Raw genomic sequence first — 20312 nt, forward strand, 5'->3', positions numbered from 1 at the left:
GGACGCGAGGACGCCCACCCGGGGCAGGCCGGGCGGGCGTCTCTCACGGGGGCCGGGGGCCGGGGGCCTCGGGGCTATCCGACGAGCTCCTCCTGGCGGGCGCCGGACTCGTCCTCGCCGCGCAGGTGGGCGAGGAACCGGGCCAGCTCCCTCTTGACGACCGGCGCCAGCAGGTACAGGCCGAAGATGTTGAACAGCGCCGCCGCGAAGACCAGCGCGTCGGCCAGGCTCAGGACCGAGCCCAGGGTCAGGACCGAGCCGACCACCAGGAACGCGCAGTACACGACCAGGTAGACGCGCTGGCTGCGCCGGCCGTTGCCGAACAGGTGCGTCCAGCCCTTGAGGCCGTAGTAGCACCAGGTGATGACCGTGCTCAGCGCGAACAGGATGACCGCGACGGTGAGGACGTAGGGGAACCACGGCATGACGGTGGCGAAGGCGTCCGAGGTCAGGCTCACGCCGCCGGGCAGCTCCGCGCCGTCGGCCGCGGCCTCGCGGGCGTCCAGCCAGGACTGCGGGGAGGCGATGACGATGGCCAGCGCCGTCATCGTGCAGATGACCACGGTGTCGATGAAGGGGCCCAGCATGGCGACCAGACCGGCGCTGGCGGGGTAGTCGGTCTTGACGGTGGCCTGCGCGATCGGCGCGGAACCGATTCCGGCCTCGTTGGAGAAGGCCGCGCGCTGGAAGCCGATGATCATCGCGCCGACGGCGCCGCCCGCGACACCGGCCGGGGCGAAGGCCCCTTCGATGATCGAAGCCATCGCGCCGGGCAGCAGGGAGGCGTTGGCGCCGATGACGACCAGGCAGCCCGCCACGTAGAGGAGCGCCATGCTCGGCACGAGCTTGCTGGTGACCTTGGCGATGCTGGTGATGCCGCCGATGACCACGAAGCCGACGAGCACCGCCAGGACCACGCCGAAGGCGAAGGAGCCGAGGCTGCCGCCCAGCGGGCCGCTCTCACCGCCGGTGACCGTGCGCAGCTGTTCGAGGGTCTGGTTGGCCTGGAACATGTTGCCGCCGGCCACGGCGAAGATGAGGACGAACGCCGCGGTCAGCCCGGCCAGGACCTTGCCCAGCGGCGCCCATCCGCGCTCGGCCAGCCCCTTGGCGAGGTACTTCATCGGGCCGCCGCTGACCTGTCCGTCGGGGCCGATCTCGCGGTACTTCACACCCAGCGTGCACTCGGCGAACTTGACGGCCATCATCAGCAGACCCGCGAGGACCATCCAGAACGTGGCACCGGGGCCGCCGATGGTCACGGCGATGGCCACACCCGCGATGTTGCCCAGTCCCACGGTGCCGGAGATGGAGGCGGTGAGCGCCTGGAAGTGCGTGACCTCGCCCGGAGCGTCCTTGCCGAGTCCGTGCCGGGCGATCCTGACAGCGGTGAGGGGCTTCCGGAACTGGAGGAACCCGAGATAGACGGTGAAGACCACACCGGCCGCGATGAGCCAACCGACGATCCAGGGGAACTCCGTCCCGAAGACGGGGATCTTGGCGAACACGACGTCGCTGAGCAGCGTCGCTATCGGGTCGAACACGGCGTCGACTGCGCCTTCGACGGTCTCGCCGATGCTCTGCTGCTGGGGTACGGCGTCAGCGCTGGTCATGGAGCGCACCTTTCGGCCGGGGAGGACGCGGAACGGTTCCGTGCGCCCGGTGGTCGGGCCGCACGGGACCCTCCGTCCGCCTCGTGGGCGGTCGGTTCCGGTCCGTCGAACGGGCTTGCTGAATCCGGTCCCCGCCGGCGAGCGGGGGTTTAGCTTCCCTACGGGGAGGCTTTAGCCGAACTTCACTTTCGGGATCCTAAGCCCGCAAGAGTGGCAAGCAACACAAAAGCGGCGAAGCTTTACTTTTGACCCATGCGCCACACCAGATCGCGACGGTGTGTCATCAGTGTTTACACGAGAGTGTCCGGGAACGCGCCAAGCCCGACGGCGCGGGGCTTCCCGCCTGCCGTCGGGCGCCGACCGCCGCCACCGCCCGGCGACACCGCGCCGAACAGTGGCGTTATTCATTCGTTACTCCAGCCGGTACACCTGCCGCCCGCCTCCGCGTCCTCCGGAGGCCGTCCCGTCCACGGTGGTCCAGACCGGGACGGGAACTTCGCCCCGGGCTCGGCCGGTCCGGGTTCGGTTCCCGCGCTCAGGTGTCCTGCGCCGCGCGGACGAGGACGTCGTAGGTGTCGGTCGTGTACTCCAGCTCCACCCCGAGCCCGCGCGCCCAGGCGTCCATCCCCGCCTGCGTCGCGGGGCCGTCGCGGTCGTCGTCCACGACCACCTCCAGTTCCAGGAACACCCCCAGACCCTCCACCCGGTCGACGCAGACCAGCATGTCGCGCAGCACTCCGACTCGGCGGTCCTTGACGATCCGCAGACTGGGCGCGTACCCCATCCGCACGACGGCCGCGTGCATCTGCCCCCGGTCGGCGACGGCCGTCTCGTGCTCGGTGCACTCCATGGGGTTGGCCGTGGGCGTCTTGGTGGTGAAGACGTGCAGTCCGTCCTGGGTGCGCAGACGGCAGAACGTGCGCCCGGTCCTGGGCATCCCCGGTGCCCACCCCGCCGGGGCGTAGGCCTGGTCGTCCTGGAGCACCGGGTCCCCCAGGATGACCCCGGCCTCCCCCAACGCGGCCAGGAGCGCGTCCGGGTCCACCACCCGGTACTTGGTCTCGATCTCCCGCATGGCGGTCCCGCCGTCACCAGCCCGCGTCGGCGGCGAGCCCGCGCAGCGCGGGGCGTACGGCGTCGAGCACGGTGGGGAACCACACCGAGAACGGCCGGTCGCCCGTCATCCGCTCCAGTTCGGCGGGGCCGGCGAACACGGTCTCCGCGATCTCGGCGGGGTCGGGCCGCGGAGCGTCGCCGACCGTCCCCACGAACAGGTGGTTGTACTCCCGCTCGACCAGCTCCGAGTCCGGGTCGCGGTGGTGGTAGCGCACCGTTCCGGCCTCGCGCATCAGGGCGGGGGCCGCCCCCAGCTCCTCCCCGACCCGCCGCGCCGCCGCCGCGAAGGGCGGCTCGCCCGGGTAGGGGTGACCGCAGCAGGTGTTCGACCACACGCCGGGCGAGTGGTACTTGCCCAGGGCGCGGCGCTGGAGCAGCACCCGCCCCCGGTCGTCGAGGAGGAAGACCGAGAAGGCCCGGTGCAGCCGACCCGGCGCCCGGTGCGCGGACAGTTTCTCGGCGGTGCCGATCGTGGCACCGGCCTCGTCGACCAGTTCGAGCATGATCGGCTGTTCGGGGCCGCCGCCGGGAGCGGACCGGCCGGCGTACCCGGCGGCTGGAGTGGTCGTCATCGATGTCCTTCGTAATCGGCTGTGGGCTGGACACGGGTCCGGGGCCGACCCGCGGCCCCGGACGGGACGGGCGCCCGCGGCGGTGGCCGTGGGCGCCCGCGTCGGCTCCGGACTACACCCGGTCGGCCGCGATGAGCAGGTAGTGGAAGCTGCCCTCCTTGTAGGCGGTCAGGAACGGGTCCTCGACCCCGGTCGCCACCGACGACCGCGCCCGCAGCTCCCAGTACGGGATGGTCTGGTCGGTCAGGTCCACGACGTTGATCGGCACGAGGTTGTTGGCCGCCATCGCCCGGAAGTACGCACTGCGCGGGTGGATGTTGCAGGTGTAGTGCTCGTCGATACGGCTCACCGCCTTGGAGCGGCCACCGGTGACGTCGTTGTAGCAACCGGTGATGGTGACGTAGCGGCCGCCGTACTCCAGCAGGCGGGCGTGCTCGCGGAACAGCTCGAACAGGTCCACGTACATCGTGGACTCGTTGTTCCAGCTGGCCCGCAGCGAACCCGACGCGAAACCGGTGTCCAGCATGTTCCGGAAGTGGAAGGCCACCTTGTCAAAGACGCCGCGCTCCCGGGCCTGGACGTTGCCGAAGTCCACCTGCTTCTGGGAGATGCTCACGCCGTCCACGTGGCAGCCGAAGCGCCGGTTGGCCATGAAGCTCGTACCGCCACGGCCGGATCCGGTGTCCATGACGCGGTCGTCGGGGCCCACGTCGCCGAGGTGGTCCAGGAGTACGTCGGCCTGGGCGGTCTCCAGCCGGTGCATCTCCTCGATGATCCGCTCGTCGCGGGTCTCCTCCGGCCCCTCCAGCACGGACGGGTCGTAGTCGCCGATCCCGTAGTGGTGGTGGAAGAGACCGTCGACCTCTCCGAGACGGATGTTGACGGGGTCCTTCTCGGCGTTCCAGTACGCGGCGACGGACTTCTGGTAGTCGGTGCGCAGGACCTGCTCGGAGGAGGGCATGGTCGACGTCATGTCGGGGAAACTCCTTGTCGTGAAACGAACGGCCCGGCGTTCTGCCGGACCGGGTCGGGGGACGCGCCCCTCGGACGTTCAGTCGTTGCTCGTGCCGTGGTAGCGGCCGCTGGAGGAGTGCCACTCGCGGCTGCCGCCGAGCCAGGCCCAGGTGCCCGCCAGGAACCGGCGCAGCTCGGGTGACCCGGCGGCGGCCAGGGCCGAGGCCTCGGCCTCGAAGGTGTGCATGAGCTCGTCGTGGATCTGGACGGTCTGCTCGACGGCCTCACTCAGCGAGCAGTCCTCCTCGGTGGCGATCAGCCGGGGCAGGCTGAAGTCACCGGGGTCCTCCTTGGCCATGGAGTACAGGTCGTTGACGATCACGGTGGCGGTACCCGCCAGCGTGAACGCCCGGCGGACCCGGGGGTCGGCGAACTCGCCGTAGGGCAGCTCGTAGCCCGCGATCGCGTCGATGAGGACCATGCACGGGATGAAGCTGTTCTCGTGCCGGTGCATGAGGAACTCCCACACCGGCGGCCGCTGCCCCCGGGCCTGCCAGACGGCCTCCTGGTTGTAGGCGACGAACATGATGGCCAGTTCGTGGCGCAGCCTGCGCACCTGCGACGTCGTCGCCATGGTGGACAGGTTGTCGATCGCCGAGCGCAGCGCGACGCACACCGGGTCGTCGCGCACCACCCTCTCCAGCTGCGGCGCGTACCGGAGCGGCAGGTGGGCCTGGTCGATGACCGAGTGGGCGATGGCCAGCCGCTGGCCGAGCAGCTCCGGCCGCGCCTCCTCCACCTCCCCGTCGACGTAGTGGTCGTCCACCGACCACTCCGACAGACCGCACTTGGCCGCCGCGAGCAGACGGTCGGGGTCGTCGGTCTCGGGGTGGGCGAGCATCATCAACCGCCCGAACCCGGCCTTCCTGACCTTGTCGAGCTGGCCGGGGTAGATCCCCACCTCCTCGGCCCACGCGACCAGGCGGCGGTCGACCTCCTCTCCCAGGGCCGGATCGTCGCGCATGGCCGGCGGGCAGTACAGCACCAGGTCCTGACGGCCCTTGCGCGGCCGCGGCTCGACGGTGGCCGCGGCCCTGCCCTCAGCGATCTCCCCGACCCGACCGCCGGAGCCGCCCGGCAGCGTCGGTCCGGGCGGGGCGGCCGGGATCCGGAGTACCGCCCCCCGTCTGCGGGGGGCCGGCGCGCCGCCCCCGAACGGAGCCGGGACGGCGCGCCCGGGGAGCAGGGCCGTGGCGGCCGCGCTGCCGAGCCCCGCGGGCCGGGCGGCCAGCCGGGTCCCGGCGGCGCCCTCCCCTCCCTCCCGGGCCGGGGCGGTCGGCGGCGCGAGCAGGTCCCGCCTACCAGGCCGTTGCGGGTCACGGAGCAGGAGTTCCACCAGGTCCACCGCCGAGTGGGTGGCGGTGGAGGCGGACATCCGGGACAGCAGTGACACCGTCTCAGCCCTCCTTCCCTGTCAGCGGCGAACGGTCAGTCACGCGGCCGGACCACGACGTTCTCCAGGACACCGAGGGCGTCCGGAACGAGGACCGCGGCGGAGAAGTAGGTACTGACCAGGTAGGAGATGATGCCCTTCTCCGAGATGCCCATGAACCGGGCGTTGAGGCCGGGCTCGACCTCGTCGGGCAGGCCGGTGTGGTGCAGGCCGATGACGCCCTCGTTGTCCTCACCGGCACGGACGGCGATGATGGAGGAGGTCTGGTGCGCGGAGATCGGGATCTTCCCGCAGGGCAGGAGCGGAACACCGCGCCAGGCGGGCAGGTGGTGGCCCTTGACCTCGACGGTGCCGATGGGCAGGCCGCGCTTGTTGCACTCCTTGCCGAACGCGGCGATCGCCTTGGGGTGGGCGAACAGGAACTGCGTGTTGCGCCGCATGGTGATGAGGTCGTCGAGGTCGTCCGGGGTGGGCGGCCCCTCCTGGGTCTGGATCCGCTGCTTGAAGTCGGCGTTGTGCAGCAGGCCGAAGTCGCGGTTGTTGATGAGCTCGTGCTCCTGGCGCTCGCGCAGGGCCTGGATGGTCAGACGCAGCTGCTGCTCCGTCTGGTTCATCGGCTTGTTGTAGAGGTCCGCGACCCGGCTGTGCACCCGGAGCACGGTCTGCGCGACGCTCAGCTCGTACTCGCGGGGCCTGAGCTCGTAGTCGGCGAAGGTCGCGGGCAGGTCGGGCTCGCCGACGTGGCCGGAGGCCAGCGCGATCTCGGCCTCGCCGTACTTGTTCTGCTGGTGCCTGGGCAGGCTCTGGACGCGGTGGATCTGGGCCTGGAGGCTGGGCGAGTCGTCCACCAGGGAGATGAACTGGTCGCGCGGCAGTTCCAGCAGCGTGCCCGCGGTCGCGGCCTTGACCGTGAACTCCCAGTTGGGCTGGGTGTCGAGCAGGTACCGCTCACCGAACTTGTCACCGTCGGCCAGGACGCCCAGACGGGTGGTCTCGCCGTAGGGGCCCTCGGTGGTCTTGTGCACCTTGCCGTGCGCCAGCAGGTACAGGTGGGTGGCCGGGGTGCCCTCCTGGGCGAGCACGTCGCCGGGCTCGAACTCGCGCTGGGAGAACCGGCCCGCCAGGGAGTGCAGGACCTCCTCGTCGTCGTAGCCGCGCAGCAGGGAGAGCTCCGCGAGCTCCTGCGGGATGACCCGGACCTCGGATCCGGTCTGGTTGAACTCGATCCGGCCGTCGCCGACGGTGTAGGTGAGCCGCCGGTTGACGCGGTACGTCCCGCCGTCGGTCTGCACCCACGGGAGCATCCTCTGCACCCAGCGGGAGCTGATCCCCTGCATCTGGGGTGCGGACTTGGTGGTGGTGGCCAGGTTCCGCGCCGCCGCGGTCGCCAGGCTCTGCTGCTCCTCGGTTCGCACCTCAGGAGCTGAGTCGATCGACATCCGCCGTGTCTCTCCTCGTCGTTGGTCGCGGGTCCGTCCCGCGCGGTCCTGTCGGGGCGCGGTCAGGAGGTCCTCGGGGGTTGCTCGCGGTCGGCTCACGTGTGCAAGACAGCCGTCGTGACTGGTCAGACGCGCTCCGTAAACCGCTGGACACACTAAGAGGCCGAACTCTGGTCACACAACCGATTCGCGATTATTCACCGGGGGCTCCCGACCGAGGGCGCACGCTTCCCCGTCCCAATTCCAGGAGAGCGGCCTGGAACCGGAAACGGACCGACCGGGCTCCACCCGGGAAAATCCTTCCGGTTTCAACGATGATCTGCGACTTCACCATGGTTCCGCGGTGCCGGAAACCCGGGGGAGCCGAACAGCAAGTATGGTCGTTTTGTCTTTGATATCAGGAAATAGTTACTGAAGAGGGAGCGGATGATCCGGCGAATTACGGCCACCTGAAGAAGCCGCCTTACGGCTAATCCACCAAAATCACACAAGACGAACACGAACGGCATCCGGCCGGAGAAAACCGGGTGTGTCCGCGCGCACGCGCCCGCTCCGGCCGTCAGGCCGGGTCCGCCGATCGGTCGATGCGCGCATCAACCGATCCGGTGGCCGGGCGGGGGATCCGCGTGCCCCGCGCCGCGCGCGATGCTCGACCCATGCCGATCATCGACGTCAGGAACCTGCACAAGCGCTACGGGGAGAAGGTGGTCGTCGACGACGTGAGCCTCTCCGTCGAGGCGGGTCAGATCTTCGGGGTTCTGGGAGCCAACGGGGCGGGCAAGACCACCACCGTCGAGTGCGTGGCGGGCATGCGCGTCCCCGACGGGGGATCCGTCTCCGTCCTCGGTCTGGACCCGCGTCGGGACCGCGCCGAGCTGCGCCGACGGCTCGGCGTCCAGCTCCAGGAGGCCCGGCTGCCGGAACGGCTGCGGGTCGGGGAGGCCCTCCGGCTGTACGCCTCCTTCCACCCCTCCCCCGCCGACCCCGACGACCTCCTGGAGATGCTGGGGATCGCCGACCAGCGCGCCACCCAGTACCGGCGGCTGTCCGGCGGACAGCGGCAGCGGCTGTCCATCGCCCTGGCCCTGGTGGGGTCACCGGAGGTGGTCATCCTCGACGAGCTGACCACCGGACTGGACCCGCAGGCCCGGCGGGACACCTGGGAGCTGGTCGAACGCGTCCGCGAATCGGGGGTGACGGTCGTCCTCGTCACGCACTTCATGGACGAGGCGGAGCGGCTGTGCGACCGCGTCGCGCTGATCGACGGTGGCCGGATCGCCGCTCTGGACTCCCCGGACGGCCTGATCTCCCGGGCCGGGCCCGGCCAGTGGCTCGACTTCCGGGTGTCGGCGGAGCTCGACGAACGCCTCATCCTTGCGCTGCCCGAGGTCGGCGAGGTGCACCGGGACGGCCCCCACCTGCGGGTCGGCGGCGACGGCGACCTCCTCCACGCGGTGACCTCCCTCCTCGCCCGGGAGCGGGTCGCCCCCGAGGACCTGCGCGTCCGCCAGACCAGCCTGGACGACGCCTTCGTCACCCTGACCGGACGGAGGCCCGCCCCGTGACCGCCACACCCCGGAGGAGCTCCACCGTGTCCCTGTCCGCCCTGCGCCACCTCATCCTGGCCGAGGCCCGGCTGCTCGCCCGCGAACCCGCGGCGGTCGGCATCGGCGTCGCCCTGCCGACCGTGATCCTCCTGGGTCTGGCCGCCCTGCCGATGATGCGGGAACCGACCCCGGAGTTCGGCGGGCTGCGGTTCATCGACACCTGGGCCCCCACCGCGCTCGTCCTGGGGATGGGCATCCTCGGTATCCAGTACCTGCCCTCCTCCCTGGCCGCCTACCGGGAGAGCGGGGTCCTGCGGCGGATGTCGACCACCCCGGTGCATCCGGGCATGGTCCTGGCCGCGCAGCTGATCGTCGTGCTCACGGCCATGGTCGCCTCGGCTGCGCTCCTGCTGCTCTCCTCCTGGCTCGTCCTCGGCATCGCCCCGCCGGAGGAACCGCTGCTGTTCGCCGGGGCGTTCCTGGTCGGAGCCGCCGCCCTCGTCGCCCTGGGCGTCCTGGTCGCCGCGCTGGTCCCCACCTCCCGTGCCGCCAACGGCGTGTCGATGGCGGTGTACATGGCGCTGATGCTCGTGGGAGGGGTGTTCCTCCCGAGGGTCTTCCTGCCGGACTTCCTGGTCCGGATGGGCGAGTTCACGCCGCCGGGGGTGCAACTGCTGATGGACGCCTGGTCCGGCGCGGAGGCGGCGGGGGCTCCGGCCCTCGCGCAACTGGCGATAATGGCGGGGATCGCCGTGGTGGCCGCCGCGGTGGCGGCGCGTGTGTTCCGCTGGGAGTGAGTGATGGGCCGACGCTGCGGCGGGGCCGGTGCCGACACCGACCGCGACTGGGACCGCTGGTGGGAGCGGTTCGTCGTCCTCGTCCCCTGGGTACTGCTGGTGCCGTCCGCGGTCATGGTCCTCACCCAGCCGGGCCGGGACTGGACCGACCAGGCCACCGGGCTCGGCCTCGCCCTGTTCGCGGCGGGCTGGGTCCTGCTCGGCCACACGCTCGCCACGCCCGAACGGCGCGGGCGCCCGGTACCCGCGACCGTCTACTTCGTCGGCCTGCTCGTGTCGTGCGCCCTGCTCATGGCGCACGACACGCTCTTCCTGGTCTTCGCCATCACGCCGTTCTTCCACGCGACGGTACTGCCGACGCCGTTCTCGTTCGCTGGAATCGCGATGACCTCGATCATCCTCCACAGCAGGACGATGGGCATCCCGGGCCCCGGACCCGAGCCGCCCACCCTCCAGCAGGTGTTCCTCTTCGTCAGTGTGGTCGCGATCCAGACCGTGGCCATCGGCGGTGGTTTCGTGGTCGCGGAGAAGAGCACCGAGCAGCACCGCGAGCGCCGCCGGATGGTGGCCAGACTGGAGGCGGCGCTGGAGGAGAACGCGGAGCTGCACGCGGAGCTGGTCGGTCAGGCCCGCAGGGCCGGGGTGGTGGACGAGCGCCAGCGCATGGCCCGGGAGATCCACGACACCCTGGCCCAGGGGCTCACCGGGATCGTGACCCAGATCCAGGCCGCGCAGCGCTCCTGGCAGTCTCCCGACACGGCGCGGCCGCACGTGGACCGCGCGCTCTCCCTGGCCCGGGAGAGCCTGACCGAGGCGCGCAGGTCCGTGCGGGCCCTGCGGCCCCGGCAGCTCGCGCAGAGCCAGCTCCCCGAGGCGCTGGGGGAGCTGTCCCGGCGCTGGGGCGAGCAGTGGGGGCTCCGTCCCGACCTGCGGATCACCGGGGAGCGCGTCGCCCTGAGCCCGGCGATCGAGGTCTGCCTGTTCCGGGTCGCGCAGGAGTCGCTGACCAACGTGGCCAAGCACGCCGACGCCTCCCGGGTGGGCGTCACCCTGTCCTACCTCGACGACGTCGTGCTCCTGGACGTGCGCGACGACGGGCGCGGCATGGCCGGTGGCGGCCGCGACGGCTTCGGGCTCGCCAGCATGCGTCAGCGCGTCCGCGGGGTGGGCGGCCGGATGGAGATCGAGTCGGAGGAGGGCGGGGGCACGGCGGTCAGCGTGACCGTCCCGGCCATCCCCGTGGAGGAGGGGACCGCATGATCCGGGTACTGATCGCCGACGACCACCCCATCGTCCGCGACGGTCTGCGCGGTGCGCTCGCGCCCGAGGAGGACATCGAGGTGGTGGGGGAGGCCGCCGACGGCCGCGAGGCGGTCGAGCGCGCCCGGCGGCTCGGCGTCGACGTGGTGCTGATGGACCTGCGCATGCCGGTGATGTCGGGGGTCGAGGCGATCGGGCTGCTCGCGCGCGAGGCACCCGGGGTACGCGTCCTCGTGCTGACCACCTTCGACAGCGAGACCGACGTCCTGCCTGCGATCGAGGCGGGGGCCACCGGGTACCTGCTCAAGGACGCCACCCCCGACGAACTGGTGCGCGCGGTGCACACGGTCGACCGGGGCGGATCCGTCCTGGCCCCGACCGCGGCCAGGCTCCTCATGGACCAGGTGCGCCGACCGGTGGGGCCGGGGCTGAGCGACCGCGAACTGGACGTGCTGCGGCTCGTCGCGGACGGGGCGTCCAACCGCGCCGCGGCCGCGCGCCTGTTCATCAGCGAGGCGAGTATCAAGACCCACCTCCAGCACGTCTACGCCAAGCTGGGGGTGCGCGACCGGGCCGCGGCGGTCGCCGAGGCCTACCGGCGGGGGCTGATCCGGTAGCGGACCGGCGAAGCCGGAGCGAAGCGGGCCCGAAGCCGGGCGTGGCACCGTCCTCGCGGTGTCCGGGTGAAGCGGGCACCGGCATCGAGGATGGCAGCCCGCGTGTTCGGGACGTTCCGAACCGCCGCCCTGGCCGTCGGTGACCTCCCGGGCGACCGGCCGGTCCTGGAGCACCGTCCTGGGGTGACCGGCCGGGCCGGGTGAGCCGCGGGGCCCGGGCCCGAAGGGTCAGGCCAGGGCGCGCAGGGAGTCGACCAGCGGGGTGGTGGGACGGCCGATCAGGCGGGACAGCTCACCGCTGGTGTCGGCCAGCTCTCCGTCACGCGTGTTGCCGTCCAGGGCGACGACGAACCGGGCGGTGCCCTCGTCCACACCCGCGTCGGTGAGGACGGCCAGGTGCTCCTCGGGGGTGAGGTTGGTCGCCGCGACCGCGCGGCCCAGGGCCTCGCCGAGCGCCGCGGCCAGGTCGTCCAGGTCCCAGGCCGTGTCGCCGGACAGTTCGTACACCGCGCCCGCGTGCCGTGCCGGGTCGCGCAGGACGGCGGCGGCCGCGGCGGCGTAGTCCCGGCGCGCGGCGCTGGCGACGCGGCCCTCTCCGACGCTGGCGACGACGGCACCGGTCTCCCGCGCCTGGTGCAGCTGCTGCCCGTAGTTCTCGTGGTACCAGCCGTTGCGCAGGATCGTGTACTCCAGGCCCGACGCGGTGAGGATCTCCTCGGTCGCCTTGTGTTCGGGGGCCAGCACGAGGCTCGTGGTGGTGGCCCTGGGCGCGCTCGTGTAGACGAGGTGCCCGACCCCGGCGGCGCGGGCGGCCTCGATCGCGTTGCGGTGCTGCTCCACGCGCTTGCCGAGCTCGCTGCCGGAAACGAGCAGGACGGCCCGGGCCCCCTCGAAGGCCGCCTTGAGCGAGGCGGGGTCCTCGAAGTCGATGCGGGCGGTGGCCACGCCGCGCTCGGCGAGCGCCGCCAGCCGCTCCGCGTCGCGCCCCGCGGCGGTGATCCGGTCGGCGGGGTGCCCGGCACCGAGGAGTTCCTCGACGACGAGGCGGCCCAGGTGTCCGGTGGCTCCGGTGACGACGACGCTCATGGTGGTGTTCCTTCCAGGGACGGACCGGGCGGTTCCCGGTCGCTGTCCGGTAGCAACCGGGCACGTCGTCGGCACATTCCAAAAGTGGTGTACCCACCTTTTGGTAAGTTGGAAGCATGAGCGACGAAGCACCGCGGACCGCCCTTGGCGCGTGGCCGCGCGGCAGGGCCCTGTCCGCCGACTGCCCCTCCCGCCGGCTGCTGGGCGACATCACCAGCAAGTGGGGGGTCCTCGTCCTGGTCTCCCTGCACGGCGGCCCCCGGCGCTGGAGTGAACTGCTGCGCGGCATCGGCGGCATCAGCGAGAAGATGCTCGCCCAGACCCTGCGCACACTGGAGGGCGACGGCATCGTCCTGCGCGAGGCGCGGCCGGTCGTGCCCCCGCACGTGGAGTACCGCCTCACCGAAGCGGGGCGCGAGGTCACCGGCCTGCTCCTCCCCCTGCTCGACTGGGCCGAGACCCACGTGCCGCTGGTGGCCGGCGAGGACGGGAACCCGGTCGGCGAGGGATAGACCCCGTATCGACGAAAAGAATTGGTTAGGCTAACCTAACGACGTGCGGTCGGTGTCGGCCGCGTCCCCCGTCGAGGAGAGAGGCCCCGTGCGCGTCGAACAGCCCAGCCGCCGTGCGATGCTCCGAGCCCGTGTCGTACGCACGGAGCGGACCAGCAAGCACTTCGTCACCGTGACCCTGGGCGGTGCGGACCTGGCGGACTTCCCCCATCTCGGGCGTGACCAGTTCGTCCGGATCTTCCTGCCGCGTGAGGGCCAGGACCGGCTGCACATGCCCACGAGCGCCGACCGCAAGTGGGTCGTCCAGCTCTACGCCATGGCCAGGAGCAGACGCCCGCACGTGCGCAACTACACCGTGCGCCGCTTCGACCCCGAACGCTGCGAGCTCGACATGGAGTTCGTCGACCACGGCGACGCCGGCCCCGCCTCCGCCTGGGCCGGGGCCTGCCGCCCCGGCGACGAGATGGGCATCCTGGCCGAGGGCGCCTACTACCAGCCCTCCGAGGACGCCGACTGGCACCTGCTCGTCGGCGACGAGAGCGCCGTGCCCGCCCTGCTGTCGATCCTGGAGCAGGCCCCCGACGACCTGCGCGCCCGGGTCTACATGGAGGTTCCCTCCGCGGACGACGTCCGCGACCTGGCCGCCCCCGCGGGCGTGTCCGTGCACTGGCTGCCGCGCACGGACCCGCACGCCGTCCCCGGCGCCCTGGCCCTGGAGACCGTCAGGAACGCCGACCTGCCCGAGGGCCGCCCCTACTGCTTCGTGGCCGGGGAGAACGCCCTGCCCACCGGCCTGCGCCGGCACCTGGTCCGCGAGCGGGACGTACCCAAGGCCGACATCTCCTTCATCGGCTACTGGCGCCACGGCCGCGCCGCCATGGACTGACGCGCGGCGGCCCGCGCGCCGGACACCCCCTGGGAGACGGCCGCGGCCGCGTGGTAGAAGAAAGGGACCCGCGGTCGGTGCGACCGCGCACGGACAACGCGAACGAGGGGACGGGACACCCGTGGGCGAAAGCCTTCCCGAGCGCAGCCGTCAGGTGGCCCGGGCGCTGGAGCGCGCCGGAGCCGCGGGGACGGTGCGTGAGCTGCCGGCCTCCGCGCGCACGGCGGCCGAGGCCGCCGACGCCCTGGGCTGCGAGGTCGGTGCGATCGCCAACAGCCTGGTGTTCATGGCCGACGAGCGCCCCCTGCTGGTCATGACCAGCGGGCGGCACCGGGTCGATCCCGCCCTGCTCGCCGGGCGTCTGGGACGGGGGCGCGTCCGCCGCGCGACCGCCGAGGAGGTGCGCGCCGCGACCGGTCAGGCGATCGGCGGCGTCGCCCCCGTGGGCCACCCGGCCCCGGTGGAGACCGTGGTCGACACCGCGCTGGAGGACTACCCGCGCCTGTGGGCGGCCGCGGGCACCCCGCGCACGGTGTTCCCGACCGACTACACCGAACTGGTCGCGATCACCGCCGGGACCCCCGCCGCGGTGAACTAGCGGCGCGCCCCGCCCCGCCCGTCCACCCCTCCCACCTGGTTCCCCGCCAAGGCGCGCGGTGGAACAATGCGGAGTGTGACACACCAGCACTCCGCACAGCCCGACCCCGCCCAGGACGCCCCCCGGGTGGGACCGCCCAAGAAGAGCTCCGTCGGCCTGCCCGCCGTCATCAACAGCGTCCGCCAGGTGGGGGAGCACGCCGGGGTCCGGCGCGGGGTTCCCGCCATGCTCGCCGTGAACCAGAAGCGCGGCTTCGACTGCCCCGGGTGCGCCTGGCCCGAACCCGAACGGCGGCACCGGGCGGAGTTCTGCGAGAACGGCGCCAAGGCCGTCGCCGAGGAGGCCACGGCCAGGGCGCTGACCGCCGAGTTCTTCGCCGAACACCCGGTCGCCGAACTGGCCGGGCGGTCCGGGTACTGGCTGGGCCAGCGGGGCCGTCTCACCGAGCCCCTGTACCTGGCCGAGGGCGCCGCCCACTACGAGCCGGTCACGTGGGACCGGGCGCTGGACCTGGTGGCCGAGGAGCTGCGCGGTCTGGACTCACCCGACGAGGCCGTCTTCTACACCTCCGGCCGCACCAGCAACGAGGCCGCCTTCTGCTACCAGCTGTTCGCGCGGGCCCTGGGCACCAACAACCTGCCCGACTGCTCGAACATGTGCCACGAGTCCTCCGGGTCGGCGCTGACCGAGACCCTGGGCGTGGGCAAGGGAAGCGTGTCCCTGGAGGACCTGTACCAAGCCGACCTGATCATCGTCGCGGGCCAGAACCCGGGCACCAACCACCCCCGCATGCTCAGCGCGCTGGAGCGCGCCAAGCGGTCGGGCGCGCGGATCATCACGGTCAACCCGCTGCCGGAGGCGGGGCTGCGGGACTTTCGCAACCCGCAGACGGCGCGGGGCCTGATCGGGCGCGGCACCGAACTCACCGACCTGTTCGCGCAGATCCGCCTGGGCGGCGACCTGGCGCTGTTCTCGGCGGTGAACCGGCTCCTGCTGGAGGCCGACCTGCGCGGTGAGGACGTGCTCGACCGGGCGTTCGTCGACAGTCACACGCACGGGTTCGAGGAGTTCTCCCGCGAGCTGCTGGCCGAGCCCGAGGAGGAGTTCTGGCCGCGCGTGGAGCGGGCCACCGGGCTGGACCGCGAGCTCATCGAGCGCATCACGCGGATGGTGACCGGGTCCGAGCGGATCGTGGTGTGCTGGGCGATGGGTCTGACCCAGCACAAGCACTCGGTGCCCACCATCCGCGAGGTGGTCAACTTCCTGCTGCTGCGCGGCAACGTCGGACGGCCGGGCGCGGGCGTGTGCCCGGTGCGGGGGCACTCCAACGTGCAGGGCGACCGCACGATGGGGATCTTCGAGCGCCCCGCGGAGGCGTTCCTGGACGCCCTGGGCACCGAGTTCGGGTTCGACCCCCCGCGCGAACACGGCCTGGACACCGTCGACTCCATCCGCGCGATGGCGAAGGGCCGGGTGCGGGTGTTCCTGGCGATGGGCGGCAACTTCGTGGCGGCCACCCCGGACACCCTGGTCACCGAGGACGCGATGCGCCGCGTGGGGCTCACGGTGCACGTGTCCACCAAGCTCAACCGCTCGCACGTGGTCACCGGCACGCGCGCGCTGATCCTGCCCGCGCTGGCCCGCAGCGACCGCGACCTGCACGACGGCCGCCCCCGGTGGGTGACGGTCGAGGACTCCATGGGGATGGTGCACGCCTCGCACGGGGTGCTGCCGCCGCTGTCGGAGGGGATGCGCTCGGAGGTCGACATCATCCGCGACCTGGCGTCGAGGGTGCTCGGCGAGAGCCCGGTGGCGTGGTCGGAGCTGGCCGACTACGACCGGATCCGCGACCGCGTGGAGGCGGTCGTGCCGGGGTTCGGGGACTTCAACTCCCGGGCGCGGCGCCCGGGCGGGTTCACGCTGCCGCACGCCCCGCGCGACGACCGGAGGTTCCCCACCGCGACGGGGCTGGCCAACTTCACCGCCAACGGCCGCTACGCGCCGGAGGTCCCCGAGGGGCGGCTGCTGTTGCAGACACTGCGCTCGCACGACCAGTACAACACCACGGTCTACGGGCTCGACGACCGCTACCGGGGTATCCACGACGGCCGCCGGGTGGTGCTGGTCAACCCCGAGGACGCCCGTGAACTGGGGCTGGCCGACGGCGCCTACACCGACATCGTCGGCGAGTGGCACGACGGCAGGGAACGGCGCGCCCCGCACTTCCGGGTGGTGCACTACCCCACGGCGCGCGGGTGCGCGGCCGCCTACTACCCGGAGACCAACGTGCTGGTGCCGCTGGACTCCACCGCCGAGGTGAGCAACACGCCCACGTCGAAGTCGGTGGTGGTGCGTTTCGAGGCGGACTCGGGGGCGGCGGCCGTCTGACCGGCCGGGGGTCGCCGTTCGGGCGGCGGCAGGGTGCTCATGGATGGGGCCGCGCCGTAGGCGTCCGTCGAGGGTGGTGGTGGGCGACGGGTGGGCGGGGCAGGCCGCGGAGCGAGGAACGGGCGACAGGCGCAGCCGAGAATGAGGCGTCCCTGCCTCCGGGGACGCCCGGCCCCGGGCCGAGGCGCAGCACAAGGCCCGGAAGGGCACAGCCGGTCAGCGCCGGGTGGCCGCGACCGCGTTCGCGGTGACGATCACGGCGACGGCCGCCCACGAGGCCCCGTCCAGGTGCTGGCCGAGCACCACCATGCCCACCAGGGCCGCCAGCACCGGGTTCACGCTCATGAAGACGCCGAAGTACCGGGCGGGTACGCGCCGCAGGGCGAGCAGGTCCGCCAGGAACGGGACGGCGGAGGAGAGGACGCCCGCGGCCAGGGCGCAGAGCAGCGCCGCGCCGGTCGGCGGGTGGTGCCACAGGGCCAGGGCGCCGACCGGCAGGTACAGCACCCCCGAGACGACCGCCGCCGCGGCCGAACCCTGCGCTCCGGGCAGGCGGGCGCCGACCTCGCGGTTCAGCAGGATGTAGCACCCCCAGCACACGGCGGCCAGCAGCGCCAGGGCGAGACCGACGTGATCGCTGCTGGGCTGGGGACGCACCAGGACCGCGACCGCGCCGACCGCGGCCAGCGCGAGTCCGACGTCGGCGCGGCGACGGGAGGCGGCCAGGGCCACGGTCAGCGGCCCGAGGAACTCCAGGGTGACCGCCAGGCCGAGCCCCACCCGGTCGATCGCCGCGTACAGCGACAGGTTCATGGTCGCGAACACCACGGCCAGTCCCAGGACGGGGCGCCACTGCGCGGCGGTGAACGTCCGCGGCCTGGGCCGCCCGACGCACAGCAGGACGACGGCGGCCACCCACTGGCGAACCGCCACCGTGCCCACCGGTCCCATGACCGGGAAGGCGAGCGCGGCGACGGACGCCCCCACCTGGTTGGACAGTCCGCTGCCCAGCATCAGCACCGTCCCGGACCAGCGGTCGGAGCCGGTCCCGGGCCCGGCGGCGGTCGTTGTCGAGTCGTGAGTGGCCATGGCACGACTCTCGGCGCCCCCGACCCATCCGCAAAATGCATCCTGCGCGCGTTCTATACGCTGAGCGTATGGAGGGGAACACGAACCTGGAGCTGCGGCACCTGCGCTGCCTGGTGGCGATCGTGGACACCGGGGGGTTCAGCGACGCCGCACTCGAACTCGGGGTGTCCCAGGCGTCGGTCTCGCGCACACTCGCGTCCCTGGAGCGGATCCTGGGCGTGCGCCTGCTGCACCGCACCAGCCGGGTGTGCACCCCGACCACGGCAGGGGTCCAGGTCCTGGCCCGGGCGCGCCACCTGCTCGCGGAGGCCGACCACCTGCTGCGCGAGGCGGCGAGCGGCCACACCCGGCTGCTCGTCGGGCACGCGTGGTCGGCGATGGGCCGCCACACCGCCGAGTTCCAGCGCCTCTGGCACGAGCGGCACCCCGACGTCGCACTGCACCTGGTGCGGAACAACTCCCCCACCGGCGGCCTCGCCGAGGGCACGTGCGACCTGGCCGTGGTGCGCACCGCCGTCGACGCCCGCCGCCACGACCAGGCCGTGGTGGGGCACGAGGCGCGCTACGTGGCCCTGGCCGCCGACGACCCGTGGGCGCGGCGCCGTTCGGTGGGCCTGGCGGAGATCCGCGCGCGCACGCTCGTGGTGGACCGGCGCACGGGCAGTACGACGGTGAACCTGTGGCCGGAGGACGACCGTCCGGCGCTGGAGTACACGCACGACGTCGACGACTGGCTCGCCGCGATCTCCACCGGCCGCTGCGTCGGCGTCACACCGCGCTCCACGGTGACCCAGTACCGCCGCGACGGGATCGTCTACCGGCGGGTGCGGGACGCCGCACCGGTACCGGTGCGCCTGATCTGGCGGCGCCACGACCCGCACCCCGCCACGCACGCGGCGGTCGCCCTCCTGGCCGACCTGTACCGCGGGCACGCCTGAGTCAGGGGGCGCGGCCGGGCTCAGTCGGGGCGGTGGCGGCCGAACAGGTGGGCCAGCGCGCCGTCCAGGCGGGGATGGCGGAACACGTGCCCGAGGGAGCGGAGGCGTTCGGGGACCACCCGCTGGTCGGCCAGGGCCACCTCCTGGGCGCCCTCGCGGCCCAGGAGCAGCGCCGGACCGAACTCCGGGACGGGTACCAGGGCGGGACGGCGCAGGGTGGCGGCCAGGGTCCGGGCGTGCTCGGCGCCGCGCACCGGGTTCGGGGCCACCGCGTTGACCGGGCCGGACAGGCGCTCGTCCAGGACGGCCCGGACGTAGACGTCGGCGAGGTCGTCCGCCCCGATCCACGACATCCACTGGCGGCCGTCGCCGATCCGGCCGCCCAGACCGGCGGCGAACAGCGGGTACTGCAACCCCAGCACGCCGCCCGCCGGGGTCTGCACGATGCCGGTGCGCACCAGGACGCAGCGCAGCCCCGCCTCGGCGGCCGGGCGGGCTGCGGCCTCCCAGTCGGCGACCAGGTCGGCGAGGAACCCGTCACCGCGCGGGCTGTCCTCGGTGAGCACCTCGTCTCCCCGGTCCGGACCGTAGTAGCCGATCGCCGAGGCGGTGACGAACACCCGGGGGCCGTCGGCGGCCGCCGCGGCGACCTCGGCCAGGGCCCGGGTGGGGCCCACCCGGCTGTCGCGCAGGGCGGTCCGGTGGGCCTCGGTGAACCGGCCGAACAGGGGCTCGCCCGCCAGGTGCACCACCGCGTCCACCCCGTCGAGCAGGTCGGCGGCGGGGGCCAGCGGGTCCCAGCGGCGCTCGTCCGGGGATTCCGGCGCGTGGCGCACCAGGCGGACCACGCGGTGTCCCCCGGTGGTGAGCAGGGCGCACAGACCGCGCCCCACCAGCCCGCTCGCCCCGGTGACCGCCACCGTCACCGGGGCGTCGTGCCAGGAGCGGGCGCGGGCCCAGGCGGCGAGGTCGTCGGCGAGTTGGGCGTGCCGGTAGACGAACATCGGCCGCAGCAGCGTGTCCGGCAGCGTGGTGGCGACCCGGTCGGTCACCCGTGTGGCGCCGTCGGCCTCGACGTCGAAGTCGTGGACGTGGGTCCAGTTCAACAGCGGCGCCAGGGGCCGGGAGACCAGCCGGTCGGCGAACCGGCGCGGCGGGTCGTAGCGCTCGGGCAGATGGGCGGCGACCCACCGCATCCCGCCGGGGAGGCCGATCACCGTGGTGCCGTCGCGCAGGGAGTCGGCCTCGGCCAGAGGGCGGAAGAACTGCCAGGGCGGTGCGAGCCGGGTGAAGGCCCCCGGCCGGGTGTGCCAGTCGAAGACCTCGTCGCGCGGTACGGGCACCACGCTGGAATACCGGAAGACCATGCCCCTCCCTCGGTGAGACGGTGGGACCACCGTAACCCGTCGTGTCCGGGGAACCGTCCGCCGCCCGCCCCGGCGAGGCG

The 20312-nt window shown here is 72.8% G+C and carries 18 protein-coding genes; 9 read left to right on the forward strand and 9 right to left on the reverse strand.

Annotation, left to right across the window (positions count from 1 at the left end):
- Positions 1–74: 74 nt before the first annotated feature.
- The 6 genes from ACTVAJ_RS27290 to ACTVAJ_RS27315 all read right to left on the reverse strand — a co-directional run bounded on the left by ACTVAJ_RS27290 (position 75) and on the right by ACTVAJ_RS27315 (position 7147).
- The gene (locus ACTVAJ_RS27290) at positions 75–1613 is read right to left on the reverse strand and encodes an alanine/glycine:cation symporter family protein (protein ID WP_470391151.1); all 1539 of its coding nucleotides are present in this window, start codon (positions 1611–1613) and stop codon (positions 75–77) included.
- Positions 1614–2148: 535 nt separating this feature from the next.
- Entirely contained in the window at positions 2149–2688 is a 540-nt protein-coding gene (locus ACTVAJ_RS27295) for a class IV adenylate cyclase (protein ID WP_470391152.1), read from the reverse strand.
- Positions 2689–2701: 13 nt separating this feature from the next.
- Entirely contained in the window at positions 2702–3301 is a 600-nt protein-coding gene (gene idi, locus ACTVAJ_RS27300; protein ID WP_470391153.1) for an isopentenyl-diphosphate Delta-isomerase, read from the reverse strand.
- A gap of 112 nt (positions 3302–3413) precedes the next feature.
- Positions 3414–4274, reverse strand: a complete 861-nt coding sequence (locus tag ACTVAJ_RS27305; protein WP_470391154.1) for a geranyl diphosphate 2-C-methyltransferase — start codon at positions 4272–4274, stop codon at positions 3414–3416.
- Positions 4275–4352: 78 nt separating this feature from the next.
- Positions 4353–5708, reverse strand: a complete 1356-nt coding sequence (locus tag ACTVAJ_RS27310; protein ID WP_470391155.1) for a family 2 encapsulin nanocompartment cargo protein terpene cyclase — start codon at positions 5706–5708, stop codon at positions 4353–4355.
- 35 nt (positions 5709–5743) lie between these two features.
- Positions 5744–7147 carry a family 2B encapsulin nanocompartment shell protein gene (locus tag ACTVAJ_RS27315; RefSeq protein WP_470391156.1) on the reverse strand — a complete coding sequence of 468 codons (1404 nt, stop codon included), beginning with the start codon at positions 7145–7147 and terminating at the stop codon, positions 5744–5746.
- 656 nt (positions 7148–7803) lie between these two features.
- Between ACTVAJ_RS27315 and ACTVAJ_RS27320 the strand changes: the two genes are divergently transcribed.
- The 4 genes from ACTVAJ_RS27320 to ACTVAJ_RS27335 are packed head-to-tail and all read left to right on the forward strand — an operon-like array spanning position 7804 to position 11368.
- Positions 7804–8712 carry an ABC transporter ATP-binding protein gene (locus ACTVAJ_RS27320; protein WP_470391157.1) on the forward strand — a complete coding sequence of 303 codons (909 nt, stop codon included), beginning with the start codon at positions 7804–7806 and terminating at the stop codon, positions 8710–8712.
- A 26-nt stretch (positions 8713–8738) separates the two neighbouring features.
- Complete coding sequence (locus tag ACTVAJ_RS27325; RefSeq protein ID WP_470391158.1) at positions 8739–9491, forward strand: ABC transporter permease; 753 nt, start codon at positions 8739–8741, stop codon at positions 9489–9491.
- A gap of 3 nt (positions 9492–9494) precedes the next feature.
- The gene (locus ACTVAJ_RS27330; protein WP_470391159.1) at positions 9495–10751 is read left to right on the forward strand and encodes a sensor histidine kinase; all 1257 of its coding nucleotides are present in this window, start codon (positions 9495–9497) and stop codon (positions 10749–10751) included.
- On the forward strand, positions 10748–11368 hold the full coding sequence (locus ACTVAJ_RS27335) for a response regulator (protein WP_470391160.1): 621 nt from the start codon (positions 10748–10750) through the stop codon (positions 11366–11368). Before ACTVAJ_RS27330 ends, ACTVAJ_RS27335 begins: the two co-directional genes overlap by 4 nt.
- A gap of 228 nt (positions 11369–11596) precedes the next feature.
- Here the strand turns inward: ACTVAJ_RS27335 and ACTVAJ_RS27340 are convergent, their stop codons facing one another.
- Positions 11597–12454, reverse strand: a complete 858-nt coding sequence (locus ACTVAJ_RS27340) for an SDR family oxidoreductase (RefSeq protein ID WP_470391161.1) — start codon at positions 12452–12454, stop codon at positions 11597–11599.
- A 116-nt stretch (positions 12455–12570) separates the two neighbouring features.
- On the opposite strand from ACTVAJ_RS27340, the gene ACTVAJ_RS27345 reads away from it, so the two are divergent.
- The 4 genes from ACTVAJ_RS27345 (at position 12571) to ACTVAJ_RS27360 (ending at position 16838) form a co-directional block, all read left to right on the forward strand.
- Positions 12571–12966 (forward strand): winged helix-turn-helix transcriptional regulator, encoded by a 396-nt coding sequence (locus ACTVAJ_RS27345; RefSeq protein WP_470391162.1) that lies wholly within the window; start codon positions 12571–12573, stop codon positions 12964–12966.
- Between the two features lie 88 nt (positions 12967–13054).
- On the forward strand, positions 13055–13852 hold the full coding sequence (locus tag ACTVAJ_RS27350; protein WP_470391163.1) for a siderophore-interacting protein: 798 nt from the start codon (positions 13055–13057) through the stop codon (positions 13850–13852).
- A 121-nt stretch (positions 13853–13973) separates the two neighbouring features.
- Entirely contained in the window at positions 13974–14450 is a 477-nt protein-coding gene (locus ACTVAJ_RS27355) for a YbaK/EbsC family protein (RefSeq protein ID WP_470391164.1), read from the forward strand.
- Positions 14451–14516: 66 nt separating this feature from the next.
- On the forward strand, positions 14517–16838 hold the full coding sequence (locus tag ACTVAJ_RS27360; RefSeq protein ID WP_470391165.1) for an FdhF/YdeP family oxidoreductase: 2322 nt from the start codon (positions 14517–14519) through the stop codon (positions 16836–16838).
- 216 nt (positions 16839–17054) lie between these two features.
- On the opposite strand, the gene ACTVAJ_RS27365 is transcribed toward ACTVAJ_RS27360, so the two are convergent.
- Positions 17055–17927 (reverse strand): EamA family transporter, encoded by an 873-nt coding sequence (locus ACTVAJ_RS27365; protein ID WP_470391166.1) that lies wholly within the window; start codon positions 17925–17927, stop codon positions 17055–17057.
- Positions 17928–17995: 68 nt separating this feature from the next.
- On the opposite strand from ACTVAJ_RS27365, the gene ACTVAJ_RS27370 reads away from it, so the two are divergent.
- Positions 17996–18865, forward strand: a complete 870-nt coding sequence (locus ACTVAJ_RS27370) for a LysR family transcriptional regulator (RefSeq protein ID WP_470391167.1) — start codon at positions 17996–17998, stop codon at positions 18863–18865.
- A gap of 20 nt (positions 18866–18885) precedes the next feature.
- On the opposite strand, the gene ACTVAJ_RS27375 is transcribed toward ACTVAJ_RS27370, so the two are convergent.
- Positions 18886–20232, reverse strand: coding sequence for a TIGR01777 family oxidoreductase (locus ACTVAJ_RS27375; protein WP_470391168.1), 1347 nt, complete (start codon positions 20230–20232; stop codon positions 18886–18888).
- Between the last annotated feature and the right edge of the window lie 80 nt (positions 20233–20312).

This window comes from Nocardiopsis sp. KDC1DS13DA1, assembly GCF_055632325.1.

What these genes read in the sequence shown, in the direction of transcription:
- ACTVAJ_RS27295 (WP_470391152.1), bottom strand. Translation starts at nt 2,688, where the DNA reads ATGCGGGAGATCGAGACCAAGTACCGGGTGGTGGACCCGGACGCGCTC.
- ACTVAJ_RS27340 (WP_470391161.1), bottom strand. Translation starts at nt 12,454, where the DNA reads ATGAGCGTCGTCGTCACCGGAGCCACCGGACACCTGGGCCGCCTCGTC.
- idi (WP_470391153.1), bottom strand. Translation starts at nt 3,301, where the DNA reads ATGACGACCACTCCAGCCGCCGGGTACGCCGGCCGGTCCGCTCCCGGC.
- ACTVAJ_RS27335 (WP_470391160.1), top strand. Translation starts at nt 10,748, where the DNA reads ATGATCCGGGTACTGATCGCCGACGACCACCCCATCGTCCGCGACGGT.
- ACTVAJ_RS27370 (WP_470391167.1), top strand. Translation starts at nt 17,996, where the DNA reads ATGGAGGGGAACACGAACCTGGAGCTGCGGCACCTGCGCTGCCTGGTG.
- ACTVAJ_RS27330 (WP_470391159.1), top strand. Translation starts at nt 9,495, where the DNA reads ATGGGCCGACGCTGCGGCGGGGCCGGTGCCGACACCGACCGCGACTGG.
- ACTVAJ_RS27320 (WP_470391157.1), top strand. Translation starts at nt 7,804, where the DNA reads ATGCCGATCATCGACGTCAGGAACCTGCACAAGCGCTACGGGGAGAAG.
- ACTVAJ_RS27290 (WP_470391151.1), bottom strand. Translation starts at nt 1,613, where the DNA reads ATGACCAGCGCTGACGCCGTACCCCAGCAGCAGAGCATCGGCGAGACC.
- ACTVAJ_RS27345 (WP_470391162.1), top strand. Translation starts at nt 12,571, where the DNA reads ATGAGCGACGAAGCACCGCGGACCGCCCTTGGCGCGTGGCCGCGCGGC.
- ACTVAJ_RS27305 (WP_470391154.1), bottom strand. Translation starts at nt 4,274, where the DNA reads ATGACGTCGACCATGCCCTCCTCCGAGCAGGTCCTGCGCACCGACTAC.
- ACTVAJ_RS27315 (WP_470391156.1), bottom strand. Translation starts at nt 7,147, where the DNA reads ATGTCGATCGACTCAGCTCCTGAGGTGCGAACCGAGGAGCAGCAGAGC.
- ACTVAJ_RS27360 (WP_470391165.1), top strand. Translation starts at nt 14,517, where the DNA reads ATGCGGAGTGTGACACACCAGCACTCCGCACAGCCCGACCCCGCCCAG.
- ACTVAJ_RS27375 (WP_470391168.1), bottom strand. Translation starts at nt 20,232, where the DNA reads ATGGTCTTCCGGTATTCCAGCGTGGTGCCCGTACCGCGCGACGAGGTC.
- ACTVAJ_RS27365 (WP_470391166.1), bottom strand. Translation starts at nt 17,927, where the DNA reads ATGGCCACTCACGACTCGACAACGACCGCCGCCGGGCCCGGGACCGGC.